The 21,475-nt window shown below is 70.5% G+C and carries 18 protein-coding genes; 7 read left to right on the plus strand and 11 right to left on the minus strand.

All coding sequences use genetic code 11. From position 1 onward, the window contains the following. Positions 1 to 9: 9 nt before the first annotated feature. Positions 10 to 465 carry an ATP-binding protein gene (locus tag AB0N02_RS46140; protein ID WP_363961315.1) on the minus strand — a complete coding sequence of 152 codons (456 nt, stop codon included), beginning with the start codon at positions 463 to 465 and terminating at the stop codon, positions 10 to 12. 121 nt (positions 466 to 586) lie between these two features. Next, positions 587 to 1,363: a SigB/SigF/SigG family RNA polymerase sigma factor gene (locus AB0N02_RS46145; RefSeq protein WP_363961317.1), complete on the minus strand. Its 777-nt coding sequence runs from the start codon at positions 1,361 to 1,363 to the stop codon at positions 587 to 589. Between the two features lie 193 nt (positions 1,364 to 1,556). On the opposite strand from AB0N02_RS46145, the gene AB0N02_RS46150 reads away from it, so the two are divergent. Further along, complete coding sequence (locus AB0N02_RS46150; protein ID WP_363961319.1) at positions 1,557 to 1,937, plus strand: STAS domain-containing protein; 381 nt, start codon at positions 1,557 to 1,559, stop codon at positions 1,935 to 1,937. Between the two features lie 299 nt (positions 1,938 to 2,236). Here AB0N02_RS46150 and AB0N02_RS46155 read toward each other — a convergent pair whose 3' ends face one another. Further along, a complete protein-coding gene (locus tag AB0N02_RS46155) occupies positions 2,237 to 2,953 on the minus strand; it encodes a GAF and ANTAR domain-containing protein (protein WP_363961321.1) in 717 nt (238 codons plus the stop codon). Positions 2,954 to 3,078: 125 nt separating this feature from the next. On the opposite strand from AB0N02_RS46155, the gene AB0N02_RS46160 reads away from it, so the two are divergent. The 3 genes from AB0N02_RS46160 (at position 3,079) to AB0N02_RS46170 (ending at position 7,305) form a co-directional block, all read left to right on the plus strand. Next, positions 3,079 to 4,938 carry a SpoIIE family protein phosphatase gene (locus AB0N02_RS46160; RefSeq protein WP_363961323.1) on the plus strand — a complete coding sequence of 620 codons (1,860 nt, stop codon included), beginning with the start codon at positions 3,079 to 3,081 and terminating at the stop codon, positions 4,936 to 4,938. Between the two features lie 329 nt (positions 4,939 to 5,267). After that, positions 5,268 to 6,419 (plus strand): glycosyltransferase, encoded by a 1,152-nt coding sequence (locus tag AB0N02_RS46165; RefSeq protein ID WP_363961325.1) that lies wholly within the window; start codon positions 5,268 to 5,270, stop codon positions 6,417 to 6,419. A 241-nt stretch (positions 6,420 to 6,660) separates the two neighbouring features. Beyond that, positions 6,661 to 7,305 (plus strand): FMN-binding negative transcriptional regulator, encoded by a 645-nt coding sequence (locus AB0N02_RS46170; RefSeq protein ID WP_363961327.1) that lies wholly within the window; start codon positions 6,661 to 6,663, stop codon positions 7,303 to 7,305. Positions 7,306 to 7,419: 114 nt separating this feature from the next. Here the strand turns inward: AB0N02_RS46170 and AB0N02_RS46175 are convergent, their stop codons facing one another. Both AB0N02_RS46175 and AB0N02_RS46180 read right to left on the minus strand, forming a co-directional pair. Continuing rightward, complete coding sequence (locus AB0N02_RS46175; RefSeq protein ID WP_363961329.1) at positions 7,420 to 8,373, minus strand: hypothetical protein; 954 nt, start codon at positions 8,371 to 8,373, stop codon at positions 7,420 to 7,422. Between the two features lie 60 nt (positions 8,374 to 8,433). Then, complete coding sequence (locus AB0N02_RS46180; protein WP_363961331.1) at positions 8,434 to 8,865, minus strand: VOC family protein; 432 nt, start codon at positions 8,863 to 8,865, stop codon at positions 8,434 to 8,436. A 31-nt stretch (positions 8,866 to 8,896) separates the two neighbouring features. Here AB0N02_RS46180 and AB0N02_RS46185 point away from each other — a divergent pair, with 31 nt between their 5' ends. Beyond that, positions 8,897 to 9,454, plus strand: coding sequence for a MarR family winged helix-turn-helix transcriptional regulator (locus AB0N02_RS46185; RefSeq protein ID WP_363961333.1), 558 nt, complete (start codon positions 8,897 to 8,899; stop codon positions 9,452 to 9,454). Here the strand turns inward: AB0N02_RS46185 and AB0N02_RS46190 are convergent. Beyond that, positions 9,451 to 10,536 carry a helix-turn-helix domain-containing protein gene (locus tag AB0N02_RS46190; protein ID WP_363961335.1) on the minus strand — a complete coding sequence of 362 codons (1,086 nt, stop codon included), beginning with the start codon at positions 10,534 to 10,536 and terminating at the stop codon, positions 9,451 to 9,453. The two genes, AB0N02_RS46185 and AB0N02_RS46190, sit on opposite strands and share 4 nt — an antisense overlap. A 75-nt stretch (positions 10,537 to 10,611) precedes the next feature. On the opposite strand from AB0N02_RS46190, the gene AB0N02_RS46195 reads away from it, so the two are divergent. Next, positions 10,612 to 11,538 (plus strand): proline dehydrogenase family protein, encoded by a 927-nt coding sequence (locus AB0N02_RS46195; protein ID WP_363961337.1) that lies wholly within the window; start codon positions 10,612 to 10,614, stop codon positions 11,536 to 11,538. Then, positions 11,538 to 13,229, plus strand: coding sequence for an L-glutamate gamma-semialdehyde dehydrogenase (gene pruA, locus AB0N02_RS46200; RefSeq protein WP_363961339.1), 1,692 nt, complete (start codon positions 11,538 to 11,540; stop codon positions 13,227 to 13,229). The genes AB0N02_RS46195 and pruA overlap by 1 nt, the downstream gene beginning before the upstream one ends. 146 nt (positions 13,230 to 13,375) lie before the next feature. Here pruA and AB0N02_RS46205 read toward each other — a convergent pair whose 3' ends face one another. The 5 genes from AB0N02_RS46205 to AB0N02_RS46225 form a co-directional block, all read right to left on the minus strand. Further along, positions 13,376 to 14,548 (minus strand): cytochrome P450, encoded by a 1,173-nt coding sequence (locus AB0N02_RS46205; protein WP_363961340.1) that lies wholly within the window; start codon positions 14,546 to 14,548, stop codon positions 13,376 to 13,378. 3 nt (positions 14,549 to 14,551) lie between these two features. Next, entirely contained in the window at positions 14,552 to 15,760 is a 1,209-nt protein-coding gene (locus AB0N02_RS46210) for an aminotransferase class I/II-fold pyridoxal phosphate-dependent enzyme (protein ID WP_363961341.1), read from the minus strand. Between the two features lie 6 nt (positions 15,761 to 15,766). Next, entirely contained in the window at positions 15,767 to 16,588 is an 822-nt protein-coding gene (locus AB0N02_RS46215; protein ID WP_363961343.1) for a 2,3,4,5-tetrahydropyridine-2,6-dicarboxylate N-succinyltransferase, read from the minus strand. A 25-nt stretch (positions 16,589 to 16,613) separates the two neighbouring features. Further along, positions 16,614 to 17,312 (minus strand): methyltransferase domain-containing protein, encoded by a 699-nt coding sequence (locus AB0N02_RS46220; protein ID WP_363961345.1) that lies wholly within the window; start codon positions 17,310 to 17,312, stop codon positions 16,614 to 16,616. Between the two features lie 90 nt (positions 17,313 to 17,402). Then, on the minus strand, positions 17,403 to 21,467 hold the full coding sequence (locus tag AB0N02_RS46225) for an amino acid adenylation domain-containing protein (RefSeq protein ID WP_363961349.1): 4,065 nt from the start codon (positions 21,465 to 21,467) through the stop codon (positions 17,403 to 17,405). Positions 21,468 to 21,475 lie beyond the last annotated feature (8 nt).

The following is a 21,475-nucleotide window of genomic DNA, read 5'->3' on the forward strand; positions in this document are numbered from 1 at the left end:
AAAGGCAGGTCAGACCTTGAAGGACATCGTGACGAACGTGCCCGCCGCCCCGGTCTCGACCGTGATGCCGGAGCTGACCATCCGGGCCACCCACAGTCCCATGCCACTGGTGGCGTGCGGCGCGGGCGGCGTCTCGCCGGGGGGCGACTCGGGGATCCAGCGACCCTCGTCGTGGACCTCCACGACGAGGGTGCGGCCGACGGACCAGATTCGCAGCACGGCCTTGGCCGTGGGGTGACCGTGGGTGACGGCGTTGGTGGCGACCTCGTTCACCGCCACGAGGAAGTCGGCCAGCCCCTCCTGCGGCATTCCACTCTGTACGGCCTGCGCGGCGGCGAAGTCCCAGACGTCAGGCAGGTCGGGCAGGCAGAAGGCGAGTTCGGCCACGGGAGTTCCGGCCGGAGGAAGGCGGGAGCGGTCGCCGCTCGCCAGGAAGCGAGCCGGACGAACGCCGTCCTCGTTCACTCGAGATCCGCCTCCCCTGCTCCACCGCGCCATCGTTCTCAGCACCTGGGGACCACTCCGATCGCGCCCTATGCCGCGTCGTACCGTCGCCGACTGAGGTGCCCGGTAAGGGACGGTGTATTCAGCATTCGGCGACCAGTTCCGCGCGGAGCTGGTCCAGCACTTTCCGCAGGATACGGGAAACGTGCATCTGGGAGATTCCGAACTCCGCCGCGATCTCCGCCTGGGTCATGTTCCCGAAGAAGCGCAGAAGCAGGATGTTCTTCTCGCGGACCGGCAGTTTGTCGATCAGCGGCTTGACCGCCTCACGGTCGACGAGCACGCCCAGGGCGTCGTCCTCGTCGGGGATGACGTCGCCCAGCGCCGCGGCGTCGTCGTCCGCGCCGAGCGGCGCGTCGAGGGACAGGGCGCTGTAGGCGGCCGAGGCGTCGAGGGTGAGCAGGACGTCCTCTTCGGTGATGTTCATCTTCGCGGCGAGCTCGGCGACCGTCGGGGACCGGCCGAGGTCCTGGCTGAGGTCGGCGACCAGCCGGTTCAGCTCCGCCCTGCGCTCCTGGTAGACGCGCGGTACCCGGATGGCCCAGGTGCGGTCGCGGAAGTGACGCTTGACCTCACCGGTCATGGTGACCACCGCGTAACCGCGGAAGGCGTGGCCGAGGGTGGGGTCGAATCCGTTGATGGCCTTCATCAGTCCGACGTAGGCGGCCTGGAGGAGATCCTCGAGGGGCTCTCCGCGGTAGCGGTAACGGCGGGCGATCTCCATGGCGAGCGGCCGGTGCATCTCGACGAGGCGCTCACGCAGACGCTCGGCGCGGTACTCGGAGACCTCGGGCAGTGCCATCTCGGCGAGGAGGTCCTCGGCGGTCATCTCGGTGAGTTCGAGGGCCTGAACAGACATCGCTGCTCCCTGATGCGACTGTCGGGCGATGCCCGCGCCACGGAGCGACATCCGGGCAGACGGCATCGCCTCGACCACTTTTCGAGGCGAGGCCCTCTGCTGGACCTCGGTTCTAGTATTACCCCGATTCCGGGAGTATTGCTCGCCTGCAGGTAACAGTAAGGTTGCTAATCGAATGGCTAGGAGGACATGAGTGACGGTGTCGGAGAACGGCGAGAGAGCGGCGGCACTGACGCTGACGTCGGCGCTTGTCGGCGGGGTCGGCGGGATCAACGTGATCCGGGTGACCGGTCTGCTCGACGCGACGACCAGGGATCAGTTCGCCGACTATCTGGCGGCCGAGGTGAGTGAGCACGGCCCCGACATGGCCCTCGATCTGAGCGGGGTGACCTTCATGGACTCCCGCGCGCTCGGCCTGATCGTCCACCACTGGCAGCTCAGCACCAACGCGGGCGGCAGGTTCGCGCTCATCGGCGTCGAGTACGCCAAGACGAAGGTGATGTGGATCACGGGCCTGGCCCAGCGCCTGCCGCTCTACGACACGGTCGGCGACGCGCTGGCCGCGTTCGGCTAGCGCCTCACGCCCCGTCCGGGGCGGCCCGCCTCACCCCTGCGGAGCCTCGGGTTCCGCGTGCCCTCCGGCGCCCGTCCCGGGTCCCACCCGGAACGCGCGGAGTCCGGCCTGGCCCGGAACGTCCGGATCCGGTCTTGCCGGGATCCCTCCGGAACGTCCGCCCGACGCCCGTCCCCGAGCCCAGACGCCCTGTCCCCCGCGTCCGGCCCGGAGGAGCCGGAAGACTCCGGACCCCGTCAGAGACCGCCCCCGCCCGGATCCCGCCTGGTCCCGCTTGGTTCCGCTTGGTTCCGCCGCCCTCAGTTCGCCTCCCCGCCCCGGTTGCGCTGGTGCTCGTCGACCAGCAGCCTGGCCAGATCGGCCACCTTCACCTGGTGGTGCTGGGAGATCCGGCGCAGCTCGTCGAAGGCGGCCTCCGCCGAGCATCCGCTGGACTTCATGATGATGCCCTTGGCCTGGTCGATGATCGCCCGGCCCGCCAGCGCCTCCTGCATCTGGGCCGCGTCGGTCCGCACCTCGTCGTAGTCCCACGTGTTGGCCAGCGCCACGGTCACCTGCTCGGCGAGCATGTCGGCCAGCGGGGGGACGCTCCTGGCGGCGAAGACGCCGGGGCGGACGCCGTACAGGCCGAGGACCAGGACGGCGCGCTCGACGGTGATCGGCATGAACAGCACGGAGCGGACGCCGCAGCGGACCGCCATGCCGTCGTAGGCGGGCCACCGGGAGTCGCACAGGACGTCCTGAACGATCACGGGACGGCCGGTGGCGCGGGCCTCGGCGGAAGGTCCCTGGCCCAGGTCGCTCTCGCTGTCGACGAGCACGATGAGCTCGCTGTGCGAGGCCGAGACGACCACGCGTTCCTCGCGCCAGAGTTCGGCGGAGCCTCCCGCGCAGCCCGGCACCCCGCCCGCGAGCGTGGTGGTGAGCCCGCGAAGCACGCTCTCGCTCGACGTCTCCTCGCTCACCCTGCCGAGGGCGGCCAGGTCTCGTGCGAGAACAGGAGTGACCATGTCCATGTCACGAAACCCCTTTCCTGTTTCGCTAACTTAATCACTATCCGACTGCGCATCGATCCGACCAAGGGTGGCGTACCGTCTACGACGGGATCGGCCCCCGTACCGGCCGCTGACGAGGACGAACATTGACCGACGCCATTGGCCTGCACGCCCTGGAACAGGCGCTCAGCGCCCTCACGACCAGGGTCTCCTCCCTGCGCGAGGCGAGGTCCGCCTACCCAGCGGACCCGCGGTCCACACTCGACGCGGCCCTCGCCGAGCTCGACACCGCCCGTGAGCTGCTGGAAGCCTCGCTGCGCGAGCTGCGCAAGGCGCCCAAGCGGTCCGGTGAGCGGGAGAGCGGATCGCAGCGCGAGCTGAAACTGCTGCGGCAGGTGTTCCGCACCTTCCCGGTGCCGGTGATCGTGCTGGACGCCTCGGGGGTGGTCCGGCGGATCAGCGCCGAGACGTCGCGGATGCTGGGCAGCCCGGCCGGTTACCTGATCGGCCGCTCGTTCCCGCTGTTCGTGGACGTCTCCCGGCGGGCGGCGTTCCGCTCGCACCTGACGGCGGTGCAGCAGGGAGGGCAGACGGCGACGTTCCAGACCCGGCTGGCCCATCAGGGCCGCGCTCACACGGTGCAGCTCGCCGTCACCAGGCTGGCGATGCCCGGCGAGCCGCAGGAGATGACCGCGGTCGTGATCCTGCCGCTGGAGGCCCAGGTCGCCGGGGAGCGTCCCGGCCCGGCCGACCGTTCCGACGCCTCCCTGGTCATGGCCGCGGCCCGCCGCCAGGAGCTGCTGTCCAGGATGACCCGCCTGCTGCTCGACGAGGAGAGCCTGCGCCAGCCGGTGACCGTCAGCCGGGCCGCCCGGCTGCTGGCCTCCGAGATCGCCGACTGGGTGATCGCCGACGTGGTCCGTGACGACGCGCCCAGGCGCGCGGTGGTGCTGGGGCCGAGCGACAAGCCGGTGACCGAGCTGGTCCGCCTCGTCGAGGGGATGACCCCGCTGACGGCGCCGGCCATCGCCCACGTGCTGACCGGGGGTTCGGGGACGGTCCACGAGATGCTGGAGGAGGAGACGCTGCTCGGCGAGCTCCCCGGCGGCCCGCCGCTGCTGCGGGTCATGGGCGCCGCGTCGCTGCTGGTCGTGCCGATCCAGGGTGAGAGCGGCGCGCTGGGCGCCCTCACCCTGGTACGGCTGCGCGACCGCGAGCCGTTCTCCCTTGCCGACCTGGGCCTGATGGAGGAGATCGGCGCCCATCTCGGCCTCGCCCTGCGCGCCCGGCGCGGCTTCCAGACGCGGTCCCAGGCCGCGGACGCGCTGCGTACCAGCGTGGTGCCGCGCAGCCTTCCGGAGATCCCGGGCCTCGAGGCCGCGGCGATCTACCACGCGGGCTCCAGCCAGGTCGGCGCCGAGTTCTACGACGTCTTCCCCGTCCGGGACGGGTGGGGGTTCGCCCTCGGAGGCACGGCGGGCAAGGGCGAGGAGGCGGCGTCCGTCAGCGCCATGGTGCGCAACGGGCTGCGCGTGCTGAGCGTCTGGGAGTCCGACCCGAACGAGGCGCTGCGCAAGCTGAACCACGCGCTGGTCGCGCAGAACACCGGCATGTTCGTGATGGCGGTCGCGGGGTTCATCAGGGCCCGCAGGATCAGCCTGGCCAGCGCGGGACACCACCCGGCCGCGCTCCTGCAGCCCGACGGCGGGGTGCGCTTCACCGCTGGCGGCGGCGTACCGCTCGGCATCGCCCCCGAGGCCGAGATGTTCGCCGAGGAGCTCACGCTGTCCTCCGGCCAGACCCTGGTGTTCTACTCGGACGGGCTGGTCGCCTCGCGGAACGACCAGGGCGAGGCCTACGGCGAGAACCGGCTGGCGGACGTGCTGGCGCGCTGCGTGGGCCAGGCCCCGGCCACCGTGGTCAAGGCGGTCGAGGAGGACCGGCACGCCTTCTCCGGCGGGCGCGTGTGGGACGAGATCGTGATCCTCGCGCTGCGCGTGGTGTAGACGCGGCTCCCCCGGCCCGGGGCTCCCCGGGCCGGCCCCTCACCGCCCGCTCCTCGCCCCCGGCCGCGCACCATCCCGGTCGCACCGTCCGACGCTCCCCCGGGCCTTCCCCATGTCCACGGTTGTCCACGGCGACCCGCGCACACGCGCGGAGCATCCGGCCACGCCGGGCGCTCATTTCCCAAAAATCGCGACAAGACGGAAAAGTTCAAGGTTTGCCGGAGGCAGCGGGTTGGGTATGGTGGTGTGCATCGCAGATGAGTGCCTAAGAAGCAGGCACCCCTGAAGGAACCCGGGCTTGCATGCCCATCTCCTCCCAGAGGTGTGCCGTGAACATCGCATTCGTCTCCTCCGACGCTCCGTCCGCCTCTCACGGCAAGGACGATGTCGCCACCCAGCGCGCCCATCTGATGGCCGTCGCGCGTGAGCTGGGCCGTGAGCACAAGGTCACGATCTACACCCGCAGGAACTCCGGCACCGACAAGCCCCGGGTCCGCGTCTCCCCCGGCGTGACCCTGGAACACCTGTCCGCCGGCCCCGCCGAGGACCTTCCCGAAGACGGCGTCCTGCCCTACCTGTCCGACCTGGGCGACCAGCTCATGCGCCGCTGGGGGCAGGAGCGTCCCGACATCATCCACGCGCACTCCTGGACCGGCGGGCTGGCCGCCATCGCCGGCGCGAACGGCCTCAACGTGCCGTTCACCCAGACCTTCGGCAACGAGCACACCCTCGACGCCAGGAAGGTCCGGGTGCAGCGCGCGATCGGCCGCCGGGCCAGCGCGGTGATCGCCGGCTGCGGGGACGAGGAGTCCACGCTGATCCGCCTGGGCGTGCCGCGCAGCAACATCTCGGTGATCCCCTGCGGGATCGACGTCGAGCGTTTCAAGCGCCAGGGCCCGGCATCGGCCCGGAGCACCCGTCCCCGGCTGCTGCACGTCGGGCCGCTGACCCGGGAGGGGGGCCTCTACACCGCGATCCGCGCGCTGGGGGGCATCCCCGACGCCGAGTTGCTCGTCGCGGGCGGCCCCTCCTCCGGCGAGCTGGAGCACGACGCCGACGCGCACCGCGCCGTACTGCTGGCCAAGGAGGTCGGCGTCGAGGACCGGATCACCCTGCTCGGCCAGGTGCCGCACGCCTCGGTGGCCAAGCTGATGCGCAGCGCGGACGTGGTCATGTCACTGCCGAGGGAGGCTCCGACCGGCGTCGTGGCGCTGGAGGCCATGGCGTGCGGCGTGCCGGTCATCGCCTCCGCGGTGGGCGCCCACCTGGACTCCGTCGTGGACGGCGTGACGGGCCTGCTCGTGCCCGCCGACCGTCCCGCGCGGACCTCTCGCCTCACCCGCGAGCTGCTCTCCGACCCCACCCGGCGCACCGCGATCGGCTTCGCGGGCGCCGACCGCGCCAGGTCCCGTTACTCCTGGGAGCGGATCAGCCAGGAACTGGTCCAGGTCTACGAGAGCGCGATGGCCACCCTGCACTGACCGGCCGCGGCACCATCGGGGCGCCATCACGGCACCATCGGGGCACCGCCGCGGTGCGGAGGACACACAGCCGCGCAGCCGCACAGCCGCACGGTATGCGCATCGGGCCGGGGCCCCCGTTCGGGGGCCCCGGTTCCGCGTACGGCCCCGCCCCCTCCCCGGCCCGCTCCGGCCCGGTTTGTCCCCTCCCAGCCCGAAACCGGCTTGCCGATCACCTCCGGATGGAAATACGTTCGATCGTATGCTGATTCATCCCTGGGACTCCGCGACCGAGGACGAGGCGCTGGCCTTCGTCCGGGCGAACGAGTTCGGCCACCTGATCGCCTCGGGCCGGGACCGTGAGGTCCCGGTCGTGGTGCCCACCCAGTTCCTGCTCGCCGACGACCGCACGGTGCTGCTCCATCTCGCCAGGCCCAACCCGATCTGGGCCGCCATCGAGGAGAACCCCGCCGTGGTGCTCTCCGTGGCGGGCGACTGGTCCTACATCCCCGGAGTCTGGAAGGCGCTGCCCGGCGGCGCCGAGGACCCCCGGATGGGCATCCCCACCACCTACTACGCCGCGGTCCAGCTCGTCTGCCACGCGGAGGTGGTCACCGCCGCCGAGGACAAGACGGAGATCCTCCGGGCCCAGCTCGCCCGCCTGGAGGCCGCCGGCGATCTGGCGGACCCGTCCGTCCATCACCGGCGTCTCAGCGGGATCCTCGGCCTGCGCCTGACGGTCCGGAAGGTCGGCGGCAAGTTCAAGTACGGCGGCAACGCCGACGAGCCGCACCGGCGCCACATCGCCGACATGCTGGCCGAGCGCGACGCCCCCGGCGACGCCGCCGCCCGCCTGCGGCTGCTCCGCGCGCTCGATGCCTCCGGCCCGTCTGCCCAGCGGCCCTGAGACGCCCCGGATCGCCCTGAGACGTCCCCGCCTCTCCCCCGCCTGGCCCCCAAGCCTGGGCCCAGTCCGGGGGACAGGCCCGGCCGTCCCCCGGCATGGGAGGGACAGGCCCGTCTAGCCCCGCGCCGCCCTGCGGTGCAGCAGGACGCCCAGGCCGCTGGCGGCCAGCAGGACGACTCCGGCCAGGAGCAGGACCACGGCGCCGCCGACGGCCCCGCCGGTCCAGTGCCAGATGGCCTCGGGGATCGCCAGCGTCAGGCCGGCCACACCCGCGACGATCAGCACCCAGGAGTGTTCCCTGGTGTACAGCGCCAGGCAGGCCAGCGCGATCGCCGCGGTCGCGGAGTAGCCCCAGGCGTCCTCGTCCCAGAAGATCGGCCACTGCCCGCCCCACAGCGTGACGGCCGCGCCCATGCCCAGCGCGAGCGGGCGCGGGACGAGCCGCCCGCCGAGCGCGAGCGCCACGATGAGGGCGCCCAGCGCCACGTAGCCGACCCCCATCGCCGCGTTCCCCTGCGGGACGAGGACCTCCAGCAGGCCGGTGACCGCGACCACGGCCAGCGTCCCGCAGGCCAGCAGGCCGATCGCGGCGGGCAGCAGCGCGTAGGCGGCCACCGCGACCACCAGCCCGGCCGTACCGCCGACGAGCATCTCGTGGTGATCGGCCACGACCCCCGCCCCCAGGGCGGCCGTGCCCGCGCCAAGCGCGGCCAGCGTGGCGGCCACCCGGTTGCGCACCGCGGCCGATCTGCCGGTCGCCCGGCTGACGGTCCGTCCGAGCCCGGCCGCCGCGCCGAGCAGCAGCGCGGTGACGGCCGTGAGGATCGCGACCCGGGCCGTGGTGGTCATCCGAATCCAGCTCAGGCCGACGAGGGCCGACGCGCCGGCGAGCACGAGCCCGCCGCCGACGTAGGCGACGATCTCACTCAGCCGCGCCCGGCCGTCGGTCTCACCGGCGCGCAGAGCCTCGTCCACGGCCAGCGCCACGGGCTCCACCTGCTCGGCGCGCAGTTCACCGGACTCGACGAGGCGCAGGAGCGCCTGCCTTATCGGATCGGCGTCGTTCATCCAGGAATGGTCGCACAGCCGGTTGCCGGTAGCGGCGGGAGGTACCGCCGCGGGCCCCGGTCAGTACGACTGGAGTTCGACCAGGTTTCCGTCCGGGTCGCGCAGGTGGGCCGTACGCAGCGTCGGCCCCCATTCGGGACGGTCGCGCGCGGGGGCGGCGAGGACGCCCCCGTGGCGCTCGCACACCCGGACGGCGTCGTCGACGTCGGTCACACGCAGTACCAGGGCCAGGACGTCCTGCTCCCGGGGACGCGGCAGGGGCGCGGGGGCGCCGGCGGCCGCCGCCATCGCCGCGCGGTCGTACAGGGACAGGACCGCGTCGTCCTTCAGGTCCCAGTTGGCGTAGGGGCCGCCCTCGCCCCCCTTGGCCAGGTTCGCCCCGACGATCTCGTCGAGGACTCCGGCGTAGAAGCGGAACATCCCGGTGAAGTCGTCCGCGAGCAGCCGGGGATGGAAGGCGTCCATGTCCACACCCCAATCGTTGGTGAGCACCAATCATTGGAAGTATCCTACGGTTGTAGGTATGGCGATTCCACAGTTTTCCCAGAGCCTCCTGGACCAGGACGTCTTCGTGCTGTCCCGCCTCGCGGTGGACGTACGGCGGCGCCTGACCGAACGGCTGGCCGAGCTGGGCATGAACCGCTGGGACGTGGCCGTGCTCGCGGTCCTGGCCGACCACGGCCCGACCGTGCAGCGCGCCGTCGGCGCCCGTCTGGGGGTCGACCCCAGCGACATGGTCGAGATGGTCGAGCGGCTCGTGACCGCCGGACGGGTCGAGCGCAGGCGCGACCCGGCCGACCGGCGACGCTACGTCCTCACCCCGACGCCGCAGGGGCTGCGCATGTTCCACCTGGCCCGCGAGGAGGAGCGACGGCTGCGCGAGGCCCTGCTGGCGCCGCTGGACGAGGAGCGGCGCGAGGAGTGGCGGGCGATGCTGCGCCTGCTCTACGACCACCTGCGGACCGGCGGTCTCGACGCCCCTCATCGGGAGCCGGCCCCGTCCTCCCTGCCGGACGCCTCGGGGCCGCCCGACGAGGACCGCTCACACGGTGAGGACCGCTCCACCGACGAGGGCCGCTAGAGGAGACGGGCGGCCTTGAGACTGAGATGGACCAGCAACCGTTGCTCACCGTCGGAGAGATCGCGCCCCATGAGGCGCTCGGCCTTGCCGAGACGGTAGTAGAGCGTCTGGCGGTGCACGCCGAGCGCCGCCGCGGCCTCCTGCACGTGACCGGCGTGGTCGAGATAGCCCTCCACGGTCCTGGTCAGCTCCGGATCCTCGGTCAGCACCGCGGTCTCCCCCGCCAGCTCCCGCAGATCGGCGTGAGACAGCCGGGCGAGCACCCGGTAGACGCCGAGGTCGGACCAGGTCGCCACGGGGGCGAACCTGGACACCCGGCCCGCGACCCTGAGCGCCTGCACCGCCTCCCGCCAGCTCCGCCAGGCCTGCGCGGGCTCGGCCCTGGCGTCGCCGACCCCGGCGGCCGTGCCGTACATGTCCCGGATCCTCCCGGCCAGCTCCAGGGCCTGACCGGACGGGGCCAGCAGCGCGACCAGCGGCTCCCCCTGGGCCGGCAGGCCGGGATCGGCGAGCACGCCGCGCGGGAGCGTCCAGAGCGCGGCCACCCTGACCGGCGAGCTCCGCACCGCGATCGCCGTCACCGGGCCCGCCACGTCGAGTTGCGACAGCGCCCAGGAACGTTCCTCCGCGTCGGAGGAGAACAGCTCCCGCAGGTTCCTGCCCAGGTCCTGGCGGCGGCGCGCGTCCTGGGCGAGCACCGCGGCCACCCGGGACACCAGATCGGAGACGGAGGCGAGCGCGTCGGCGCCGAGCGTGCCGTCGTCCAGCAGCCACAGGTAGCCGTAGGTGACGTCGTGGTAGCGCAGCGGCACGCAGACCCGGGCGAGCACGCCGAGCTCGGCGTCGGCGGGGATGCGGACCGGGCCCTTGGCGGCGGCGATGCCGTACCCCTCGAAGTAGGCCCGCACCTCCGGCGTCGCACGGCGGCGGAGGATCGACTCCTGGCGGATCGTGTCGATGTGACCGCTCTGCGCGGCGTAGGCCAGGAGCTGGAACGAGCGGTCCTCCAAAGTGGCCGAGGCGCCGAGCCTGGCGGCGATCTCGTCGATTGTCTCCTGTAGCACCCCTCCATTGTTGTGCATCTGTATGGACCGTAATCCCCTTGATCGTGGCAGATGCACATGGGGTTGACTGAACAGGGGTTTTAGTCTAAAAGCATGCTCGGTTCCCTTCTTCTCGCCGGATCCCGGGTGCCGCTGGTGCGGCGCGCCGTCTCCGGTGTTCCGCTCACGCGTAAGGTCGTCGACCGCTTCGTCGCGGGTGAGAACGTCCAGGACGCGGTCAAGGCCATTCACCGGCTGACCGACGCCGGCCTCGCGGTCACCGTCGACCATCTGGGCGAGGAGACCCGGGACGCCGACGCGGCCGCCCAGACGGCAGACGCCTACATCGTGCTGCTGCGCGAGCTGCGCGAGCTCGACCTCGGCGACCGCGCCGAGGTCTCGGTGAAGCTCTCGGCCGTCGGCCAGGCACTCGGCGACGACGGCGACAAGATCGCCCTGGAGAACGCCCGCCGCATCTGCGAGGCCGCCCACGCCGCCGGGGCCAACGTGACCTTCGACATGGAGGACCACACCACGGTCGACTCCACGCTCGACATCCTGCGGACGACGCGCGAGGACTTCCCGTCCACGGGCGTCGCCCTGCAGGCCTACCTGTTCCGCACCGAGGACGACTGCCGCGACCTGTCCCACGAGGGGTCGCGGATCCGCCTGGTCAAGGGCGCCTACGCCGAACCCGCGTCGGTCGCCCACCAGAGCAAGGGCGAGGTCGACAAGGCCTACGTCCGCTGTCTGCGGATCCTCATGGCGGGGCAGGGATACCCCATGGTGGCCACGCACGACGACCGGCTGATCTCGATCACCGAGACCCTCGCCGACCGTTTCGGCCGCTCGCGAGGCGCCTACGAGTACCAGATGCTCTACGGGATCCGCACCGACAAACAGCAGGCCCTGGCCGGTGCCGGACACACGATGCGTGTCTACATCCCCTACGGCGACGACTGGTACGGCTACTTCATGCGCCGCCTCGCCGAGCGCCCGGCCAACATCGCCTTCTTTCTTCGTGCCCTTGGAGGCAAGTGATGGATGCCATCTCCAACGTCCCGACCCCGGCCAACGAGCCTGTCTTCGGCTACGCGCCCGGCAGCGCCGAACGCACCGCGCTGGAGGGCCACGTCAAGGAACTGGCCGACGCCCAGCTCGACCTGACCATGACGATCGGCGGCGAGCAGCGGATGGGCGGCGGCGCCTCCATCGACGTGGTCCAGCCGCACAACCACGCCTCCGTGCTCGGCCGTACGGCTGACGCGACCGCCGACGACGTGCGGGCCGCGATCGACGCCGCGCTGAAGGCTGCGCCCGCCTGGCGTGCCCTGTCGTTCGACGAGCGGGCCGCGATCTTCCTCAAGGCCGCCGACCTGCTGGCCGGGCCGTACCGGAAGACGCTGAACGGCGCCACGATCCTGGGCCAGTCGAAGTCGGTCCAGCAGGCCGAGATCGACTCGGCGTGCGAGCTGATCGACTTCCTGCGCTTCAACGTCGCCTACGCGCGGCAGCTCTACAGCGACCAGCCGGTGTCGTCGCCGGGCGTGTGGAACCGGATGGAGTACCGCCCGCTCGAGGGCTTCGTCCTGGCGATCACTCCGTTCAACTTCACCGCCATCGCCGGGAACCTGCCGACGTCGGCGGCCCTGATGGGCAACGTCGTCGTCTGGAAGCCCTCCCCCACCCAGCAGTTCGCCGCGCACTTCACGATGCGCCTGCTGGAGGAGGCGGGCCTGCCGCCCGGCGTCATCAACATGGTGACCGGCAACGGCGCCGCGGTCTCCGAGGTCGCCATGCCCCACCCCGAGCTGGCCGGCATCCACTTCACCGGCTCGACGGCGACCTTCCAGCACCTGTGGTCGACGGTCGGCGCGAACATCGCCTCCTACAGGTCCTACCCCCGCCTGGTCGGCGAGACCGGCGGCAAGGACTTCGTGCTGGCCCACCCCTCCGCCGACCCGGCGGTGCTGACCACCGCGCTGATCAGGGGCGCCTTCGAGTACCAGGGCCAGAAGTGCTCGGCGGCCTCCCGCGCCTACGTGCCGCGCTCCGTCTGGTCGGCGATCCGCGACGACCTCGTCGGCACCGCCGAGTCGCTGACCGTCGGCGACGTGGCCGCCGACCTGTCCACCTTCATGGGCGCGGTCATCGACGAGCGGGCGTTCGCCAAGCACAAGACCGCGATCGACCGGGCCCGCGGGCTCGACTCGATCAACGTGCTGACCGGCTCCTACGACGACTCGACCGGCTACTTCGTGAAGCCGACGATCCTGGAGTCCGCGGACCCGACCGACGAGATCTTCGTCAAGGAGTACTTCGGGCCGATCCTCGGCGTGCACGTCTACGACGACGCCGACTTCGACACGGTGCTCGACCAGATGGAGAACGTCTCCCAGTACGCGCTGACCGGCTCGATCATCGCCCAGGACCGCTACGCGATCGCCTCCGCCTCCGAGCGGCTGCGCTTCGCCGCGGGCAACTTCTACATCAACGACAAGCCCACCGGGGCCGTCGTCGGCCAGCAGCCCTTCGGCGGCGCCCGCGCCTCGGGCACCAACGACAAGGCCGGTTCGATCTTCAACCTGATCCGCTGGGTCAACGCCCGCACGATCAAGGAGACCTTCGTCCCCCCGGTTGTCGCGCCGCCGTACAGGGGTGACATTCCGCAGACCGGTTGGCAGCAGCCCGACCTCGGAAAGCTCGGCTATTCGAACGGCGCCTCCGAATAGCCCACGGTGAACGACGACACCCGGGTCTCTGATTCGAGACCCGGGCGTCGCCCATTCCCGTCACCGATCACAGCCACGGATCGCGGACCGGTTGCCGGAAAGGGCCGGCATCGGGGATTTTCACTGTCCGCTGTCACAACACGTGGTCATCGCCATCTCACCGCGGTCCGCAGACTCCGATATCCCTGGACGACGATCGCGCGCAGCCACTCCGGATCCTGGGTGAGTTCCACCTCCCGCGCCTGCTCGGCGAGCACCTGCAGCAGGGCTTCCAGCTCGATCCTGGCGAGTGCGGCTCCCAGGCAGTGATGCGTCCCGTGCCCGAACGCCAGATGCCGGTTCGGCGAACGATCCGCGATGAAGTCACCGGGCCGGTCGAACACGTTGGGATCCTGGTTGGCCGCGGGGAGCCAGGCCACGACGGGCGCCCCCGCGGCGATCTCCTGACCTGCCACGGTGACGTCCGCGGTGGCGACACGCAGCACATGCATCGCCGGCGAGGTCCACCGGATGATCTCCTCCACCGCAAGGCCGATCGCGTCGGGATCGCCGTGCAGGACGTCGAGCGTTTCGGGGACGGTGCCAAGCGCGTGGAAGCATCCGGTGATGGCGTGGCGGGTGGTCTCGTTCCCGCCGATCAGAACGTTGTCGCAGTTGAGCAGCACCTCGTCGGGTGAGATCCCGTCCTCCGCGACCAGCACGCTCACCAGGTCGTCTCCCCGCCGCAGTTGCCGCTCCTCGATGAGGTCGTAGAAGTAGGCCAGGATCTCGGTGTGCGCCTGGCGGGGAGTCTTGTCGGCGAACAGGTCGTCCTCACCGCCGAACGCGTGGTTGGTGAGGCCGATCAGATGGGCACGGTCGGCGTCGGGGACACCGAGGATCTCGCAGACGGCCGCAGCGGGCAGATACGGGCCGACCGCCGTGGCGATGTTCGCGTCCGGATCTTCCCGAAGCCGTTCCAGCAGGACGCGAACCTCCCCCTCGATGTACTTCCGCAGCGAACCCGCGGCCGTGCGCGACATCAGCGGACCGATCAACCTGCGCAGCCAGGTGTGCCGGTCGCCGTCGGTCACTACCAGCATGTCCTTGGCGGACCGGTCCGGGTTGGCGCGATCGAATCCGATCATCATGCCGTACTCGGAGGTGAACGGAGCCACCGGGGAGAGAACCTCTCGACAGGCGGCCTGCGAGAAGACCGACCAGAACCCGTTGGGAGAGCTGCCCGGCTCGCTCCATTCCACCCGGTCCTCCCCGGCGAGCCCGCGCCACCTCTCCAGCCGTTCGGCGGTGGTGTAGAGGTCAGGGTTTCCGTAGTCCATGATTCAGTCCTTCTCACGGGCTCCGGACGGACCGGAGTGATCCACACATCGGCTGAGGCGGGCGAGCGCCTCGCGCATCCGCGTCTCCTCGTGGACGAGCGCGATCCGCAGGTGACCGGCTCCGGGATTGCGGCCGTCGGGTCCTTCCGAGGCTATGTACCGTCCGGGCATGACGGACAGCGCCTGGTCCCGCCAGAGCCTGATCGCCGCCTTCTCGTCGTCGTCGACCGGAAGCCAGAGAAAGAATCCGCCTTCCGCCCTGCGGTAGCACGGCATGCCCGCCAGGAACCGGTCGGCCAGGTCCCAGTTGCGCGCCAGCGCGGCCCGAACCTCCGCCACGTGGTCGTCATCCGCCCACAGCGCGGCCGCGACCGCGCTGACGGGGGCCGCCGTCGACACGCCGCAGGTCCGGTTGTGCGCCGCGTAGCTCACAACCGTCGCGGGATCCCCTGCCAGGAAACCGCTTCGCAGGCCGGGCGCCCCGGACCGCTTGGACAGTGTGTGCAGAACGGCGAACGGTGCCGGCTCGATCCGGCGTTCCTCTACCAGCGAGAGGAATCCGGGCGGGGTCCGTCCCGAGGCCAGGTCGATGTAGCACTCGTCGAGGAGGAGGAGTGCCCGTACCGCGGCCGCCTGAGCCGCCGCCTCCGCCAGGGCGGCCCGGCGGAGGATCTCTCCCTGCGGGTTGCCCGGATTACAGATGACGATCGCGCAGATCCGGCCGCGCGCGGCCCTGACCGCCGCCTTGATCGGTCCGACGTCCCCAGAGCTTTCCGGAGTGTAGAACACCGGCCGGGCGCCGGCCGCCTCGGCCGCCGCGCGGTAGGCCGGATAGGACGGGTTGGGCATCACGACAACCGGGTCGTCCCCGTCCCGGCGTTCCGCGACAGCCAGCACGATGGCCATGGCCACCGCCTGTTTGGTGCCGGGCGTCGGCTCGATCTCGACCGTCCCGTCGGCGACCGCCCGCCGCACCCCGAAACGCCGCCCCAGCCAACCGGTGTAGGCCGCGCGAAGCTCGGACGTGCCGCCGGGCGTCGGGTAGCGGGTCCAGCCATCGGGGTCGGACAGCTCGGACAGCGGCGTCAGGTCCAGTCCACGCGGCGCCAGCCGGGACTCGCCCAGATGCAGTGAGATCGGATCCAGGCCCGCCGGCGGCTCGATGCCGTGAAGGAGAAGGCGCCGACGGTCGAACGCACTGCGCGGCCGCACCGCCGTTCAGTCCCGCACCAGGTCGTTCAGCGCGACCCTGCCCCGGGTACGTTGGTCCGCGTACTTGACGATCACCGCCGCGTATACCGAGATGCCGGGATCGCGGAGGTCGGTGCGCGCACCGGGAACGACCACGGCGTTCTCCGGCACCTCACCGTAGGTCACCGCCCCGGTGGCCCGGTCCACGATCGGCGTCGAACTGCCGAGGAACACCCCCATCCCGATCACCGCGCCACGACGCACCCGTACGCCTTCCGCGATCTCGCTGCGCGCTCCCACGAACACCTCGTCCTCGATGACGACGGGCCGGTCACCGACCGGTTCGAGCACGCCGCCGATCCCCGCGCCTCCGGAGATGTGGCACCGTTCGCCGATCTGAGCGCAGGAGCCGACGGTGGCCCAGGTGTCGATCATCGTGCCTGCTCCGATATGAGCGCCGACGTTGACGAATGAGGGCATCAGGACCGCGCCGGGCCCGACATGGGCTCCGCGCCGCACGACTGCGCCCGGCACGACCCTGAGTCTCGCCTTGTCGAAGTCCGGTTCGGACCATCCCTCGAACTTGAGGGGCACCTTGTCGTAGCTCTTCGGTCGGCCGGGCGCGGCCGCCGCGAGATCGTTCGAGGAGACGAGGAACGACAGGAGTATCAGCTTCTGCACGAAGGCGTCGACGGTCCAGGACCCCCCTTCCGGCCTGGCAGCCCGCAGCTCTCCCCTGTCGAGCGCGGTGAGGCCGGACTCGATGTGCGGGGCCAGTTCCAGGAGTTCCCGCTCGGTCAGCCCGTCCCGGCGCTCGAAGGCGTCTTCGATCAGCGTTCTGCTCTCCATGCTGTCCTCCTCGGCTCCGGCGCGGTCACGGGATGCGCGCGACACAGATGGTGCGGTTGCGCATCCCGCTCATGGGACGCAGGTAGGGGAAGTAGTAGTGCTCGGCCGGAGGGAGCCCGAAGGACTCGAGGCTCTCCTTCAGATGGTCCTTCGAGATGAACCAGAAGTCCTCGACCCGCTCGTGCATGGCGAACGGCACGTCCGTGTCCTTCGGCGCGTCGTTGGAGAACACCAGATACGCGCCGGGTTTCGGGTTCAGGCTCTTCAGCTTGGCGAGCGCCAGCCCCGCCTTCTCCCCGGGGTCGAAGACGTGGCCCAGAAACCCGTCGGCGTAGATGACGTCGGCGTTGGCGATGTCGGACGGGACCAGCCCGTAGAAGTCGGCGGTGAAGGCGTCCACGCCCTTACCGCGGGTAAGCTCGACCGCCTCCTCGTTGAAGTCGATCGCGCGGACCCGCCGTCGGAGGCTCGCCAGTTCCCCTTCGACGAAACCGTTACCGCAGCCAAGCGAGAAGATCTCCGCGCCGTCCCGGGTGAGCGACAGGAGTTTGAGCACCATGTGATGGCGGTACTCGGGAACGTAGGTGGACGGCGTGATCGAGTCGTTGAACGCATCACCCCTCTCCCAGATCGCATAGATGCTCTCCTCGATCCCACCGACTTTGCGGTCCGAGGTGTAGTAGCTGCGCATCCGGTCGAGTTCCTGCTTCGATTTGGTGAGCATCACGAGTCCTTAGGCCAGGCGGTTCGGGAGGGACGGCGGCGGGGGCGGGCGGCCTCGCGCGCCCGGTCGGTGGAGCGATGGCGAGCGCTGCTACCGCCCTCGGGTGATCTCACGCCGGAGGACGTCGCATATGTCGGACAGAACCGGTGGTTCGAGGAGACCGTCGTGGGTCCCGTCTATCTCGTGGACGTCCAGGTCTCCGTCGATGTACGCCCCCCAGGCGTCGTCCGGGGAGAGTTCGAGGACCCTTTCCCGGGCGGCGCGGAAGAACAGCGCGTTCCCCTGGAAGCCACCGGGCGTGTGATCGGCGAAGATGTGCCGGCTGTTGAGGAACGACGTGACCAGGTTCTCCTGGAGCTCCTGGCCGACGTCGCCGAAAAGCGCGTTCTCCGCGCGGAGCACTTCGGCGACCTCGGCACGGTCGGCGCCGCCCGGTGCCCTGGTCTCCGGAAGGGGCGGGTACGCGTCCAGCATCGCCAGAAGGGCCACTTCCTCGCCCGCGTCCCGCAACTGCCGCGCCATCTCATGAGCGACCACCCCGCCCAGCGACCAGCCCAGGAGACGGTACGGGCCGGCGGGCTGAACCTTCCTGATCTGTACCAGGTAGTCGGCGGCCATCTCGCGGAGGCTGGCCGGCGCCAGGGACGGCTGCGAGATCGCACGCGCCTGTAGGCCGTAGAGCGAGCAGTCCTGCCCCAGATACCTGATCATCTTGGAGTAGTCCCAGCTCAGCCCGCCTCCGGGATGCACACAGAACAGGGATGGCAGGTCTGGTCGCACGTGCAGCGGGAGGAGCACGTCGAACTCCTCGTCCGGAGAGGTCCGGCCCAATCGTTCTGCCAGGGACGCGACGGTGGGCGCCTCGAACAGCGAACGGACCGACAGCTCCACGTCCAGGATGGAACGGGCCCGGCTGATCAACCGGATGGCCGTGAGGGAGTGCCCGCCCAGGTCGAAGAAGGAGTCGTCGATCCCGACCCGGTCGAGTCCCAGGACCTCGGCGAAGACACCGGCCAGGATCTCTTCCTGCGGGGTGCGAGGAGCCCTCGAGGCGGCGGTGAACTCCGGAGCCGGAAGGGCCCGTTGGTCCACCTTGCCGTTGGCCGTCAGCGGGAGCGCGTCCAGCACCATCACCGCCGCGGGGACCATATGGTCGGGCAGTTCCGCGGCGGCGGAACGACGGAGGCCGACGGGGTCGACGTCGCCCACGGCGTAGGCGACCAGGCGTCTGTCGCCCGGACGGTCCTCGCGGGCCACCACGACCACGTCGGCGACCCCCTCCTGGCGGCCCAGGACCGACTCGACCTCACCGAGCTCGACACGGAACCCGCGGATCTTCACCTGCTGGTCGGCGCGGCCCACGAACTGTAGCCGTCCGTCCGGCCTCCAGCGGGCCAGGTCTCCCGTGCGGTACATCCGTTCGCCCGGTTCCCCGAAGGGACATGCCACGTATCGTTCGCTCGTCAGCCCGGCACGGGCGTGGTACCCCCGAGCCAGTTGCTCACCGGCGATGTAGATCTCACCTGGAACGCCCGGCGGCACCGGGTTCAAGGCCGCGTCGAGCACGTAGATCCGGGTGTTCCAGATCGGCCGGCCGATGGACGGGGTGCCGCCGCCCGACAGCGGATCGCTCATCGTCGCGCAGACCGTGGTCTCGGTGGCGCCGTACGAGTTGATCATTCTCCTGCCGGGCGACCACGCCTCGACCAGCGGCCCCGACACCGTCTCGCCACCGACCACGACCACCGCGCCCTGCGGGATGCTGTCCTCGGGCATCATCGCCAACCCGGCCGGCGGGATGTCCACGTAGGTCAGTCCGTGTGCGGCGATGTACCCGGCCAGCGGTTCGCCTAGCATGCGCTCCTCTTCGGTCGGGATGAAGAGGGTCGCGCCCGCGAGGATGCTGATGCTGAGCTCCGAGAGGTGGCTGTCGAAGCTCAGAGACGAGAACTGCAGGATGCGGCTCTGCGGTGTCGTACCGAACCAGTCGACCTTCGACCTCGCCAGGGTCGGGATGCCCCGGTGCGTGATGACGACGCCCTTTGGCCTGCCGGTGGATCCCGAGGTGTAGATGGCATAGGCCGGGTGGGCGGGGAGCAGGGGGGTGCGGCGGTCGGCGTCGGTCAGGTCGGTGCCGGGCAGCCGGCTCAGGTCGGTGTCGTCCAGCAGGACGAGGGTGGTGTCCGGGTCGTTCGGAAGCCTCGGGGTCAGGGTGGACAAGGTGACGATGCAGGCCGGACGGGCGTCGCCCAGCATGTAGGCGATGCGGTCGGCGGGATAGGCCACATCGATGGGCAGGTAGGCCGCGCCCGCCTTGACGATCGCCAGCAGCGCCACGATCTGTTCGGCGGAACGGGGCAGGGCCAAGGCGACGAACCGCTCAGGTCCCGCACCGTGGGCGACCAGATGGCGGGCCAGCCGGTTGGCGGCCACGTTCAACTCCGCGTAGGACAGGGTGACGTCCCCGCACACCACCGCGGTCGCCGCACCCGTCGCCCGGACCTGGGCCTCGAACAGCTCCGGAAGCGTCGCCACCGGCACCTCAAGCGCGGTGTCATTCCACTCGGCCAGGACCCGGTCCCGTTCTCCACCGATCAGCACGTCTATGCGATGCACGGGAATGTCCGGATCCCCGGCCACCGCCTCCAGCACGACGGTCAGCCGTGCGGCCAGCAACTCGACCGTCTCCCGATCGAACAGATCGACCGCGTACTCCAGCGATCCGGTCAAGCCGCCGGCCAGGTCGTCGACGGTGCGCCGTTCAGCCAGGTTGACAGCTAGGTCGAACTTGGCCGTCCCCAGGTCGACCGGCAGCGGCGTCCACGACAGCCCCGGCAGGTCCAGTTCCGGCACCACGTTGTTCTGGAACGCCAGCATCACCTGGAACAGGGGGTGCCGGGCCATGGAACGCTCGGGATTGAGCAACTCCACCAGACGCTCGAACGGCACATCCTGATGGGCGTAGGCCGCCAGATCCGCCTCACGCACCCGATCGACCAACTCCCGAAACGACGGATCCCCCGACACATCGGTCCGCAACACCAGCGTGTTGACGAAGAACCCGACCAGATCGTCCAACGCCTGATCCGTACGACCGGCCACCGGAGACCCGATCGGAACATCACTCCCCGCACCCAACCGGCTCAGCAACGCCGCAAGCCCGGCCTGAAGCACCATGAACATCGTCGCACCCGACTCACGCGCCACCCGCTCCAGATCACGGTGCAACCGCGCCGAAACCTCAAACGGCACCGCACCCCCGCGATGACTGGCACGCGCGGAACGGGGCCGGTCGAACGGCAACTCCAGTTGTTCCGGCAGGTCCATCAGCGCCTGGCGCCAATAGCCGAGCTGCTGACTGATCAGGCTGGCCGCGTCCTCCTCACCCCCCAGCAGCTCCCGCTGCCAGAGCGCGTAGTCGGCATACTGCACCGGCAACGGAGCCCACCGAGGAGCCACATCATCCACACGAGCCCGATACGCCGCCGCAACGTCACGAGCCAACGGCGCCAGCGACCACCCATCCCCCGCGATGTGATGCAACACCAGCAACAACACATGCTCACCGTCCGACACCCGGAACAAACAGGCCCGGAACGGCAGCTCAACCGACACATCAAAACCGCACTCGGCCTCCGCCGCGACCATCACACCAAGATCACCCTCACCGACCTCCACCACCCGCAACCCCGCCCAGCACGAAACGTCCAAAACCTCCTGACGAGCAACCCCGTCCACCTCGGGAAACAAGGTCCGCAACGACTCATGCCGCCCGACCACGTCCCGCAACGCCGCCCCCAACGCCGCGACGTCCAGCTCACCCGCCAACCGCAACGCGACAGGAACGTTGTAGGTCGCCGAACGCCCCTCCAGCCGATTCAGAAACCACAGACGCCGCTGAGCGAACGCCAGCGGAACCACACCAGAACGCTCCACCGCCACCAACGCCGGACGAGCCTCCCCGCCCGAAACCGCCAGCCACTCCGCAAGACCCACCACCGTCGGCGCCTCGAACACCGCACGCAAAGGAACCTCCACCCCCACCACCGCACGCAAACGACTCACCAGCCGAGTCGCCGACAGCGAATGACCCCCCAGATCAAAGAACGAATCCTCGACACCGACCCGCTCCACCCCCAGCACCTCGGCGAACACCCCGCTCA

Source organism: Streptosporangium sp. NPDC051022, assembly GCF_040683035.1.
Taxonomy (GTDB): Bacteria; Actinomycetota; Actinomycetes; order Streptosporangiales; family Streptosporangiaceae; genus Streptosporangium.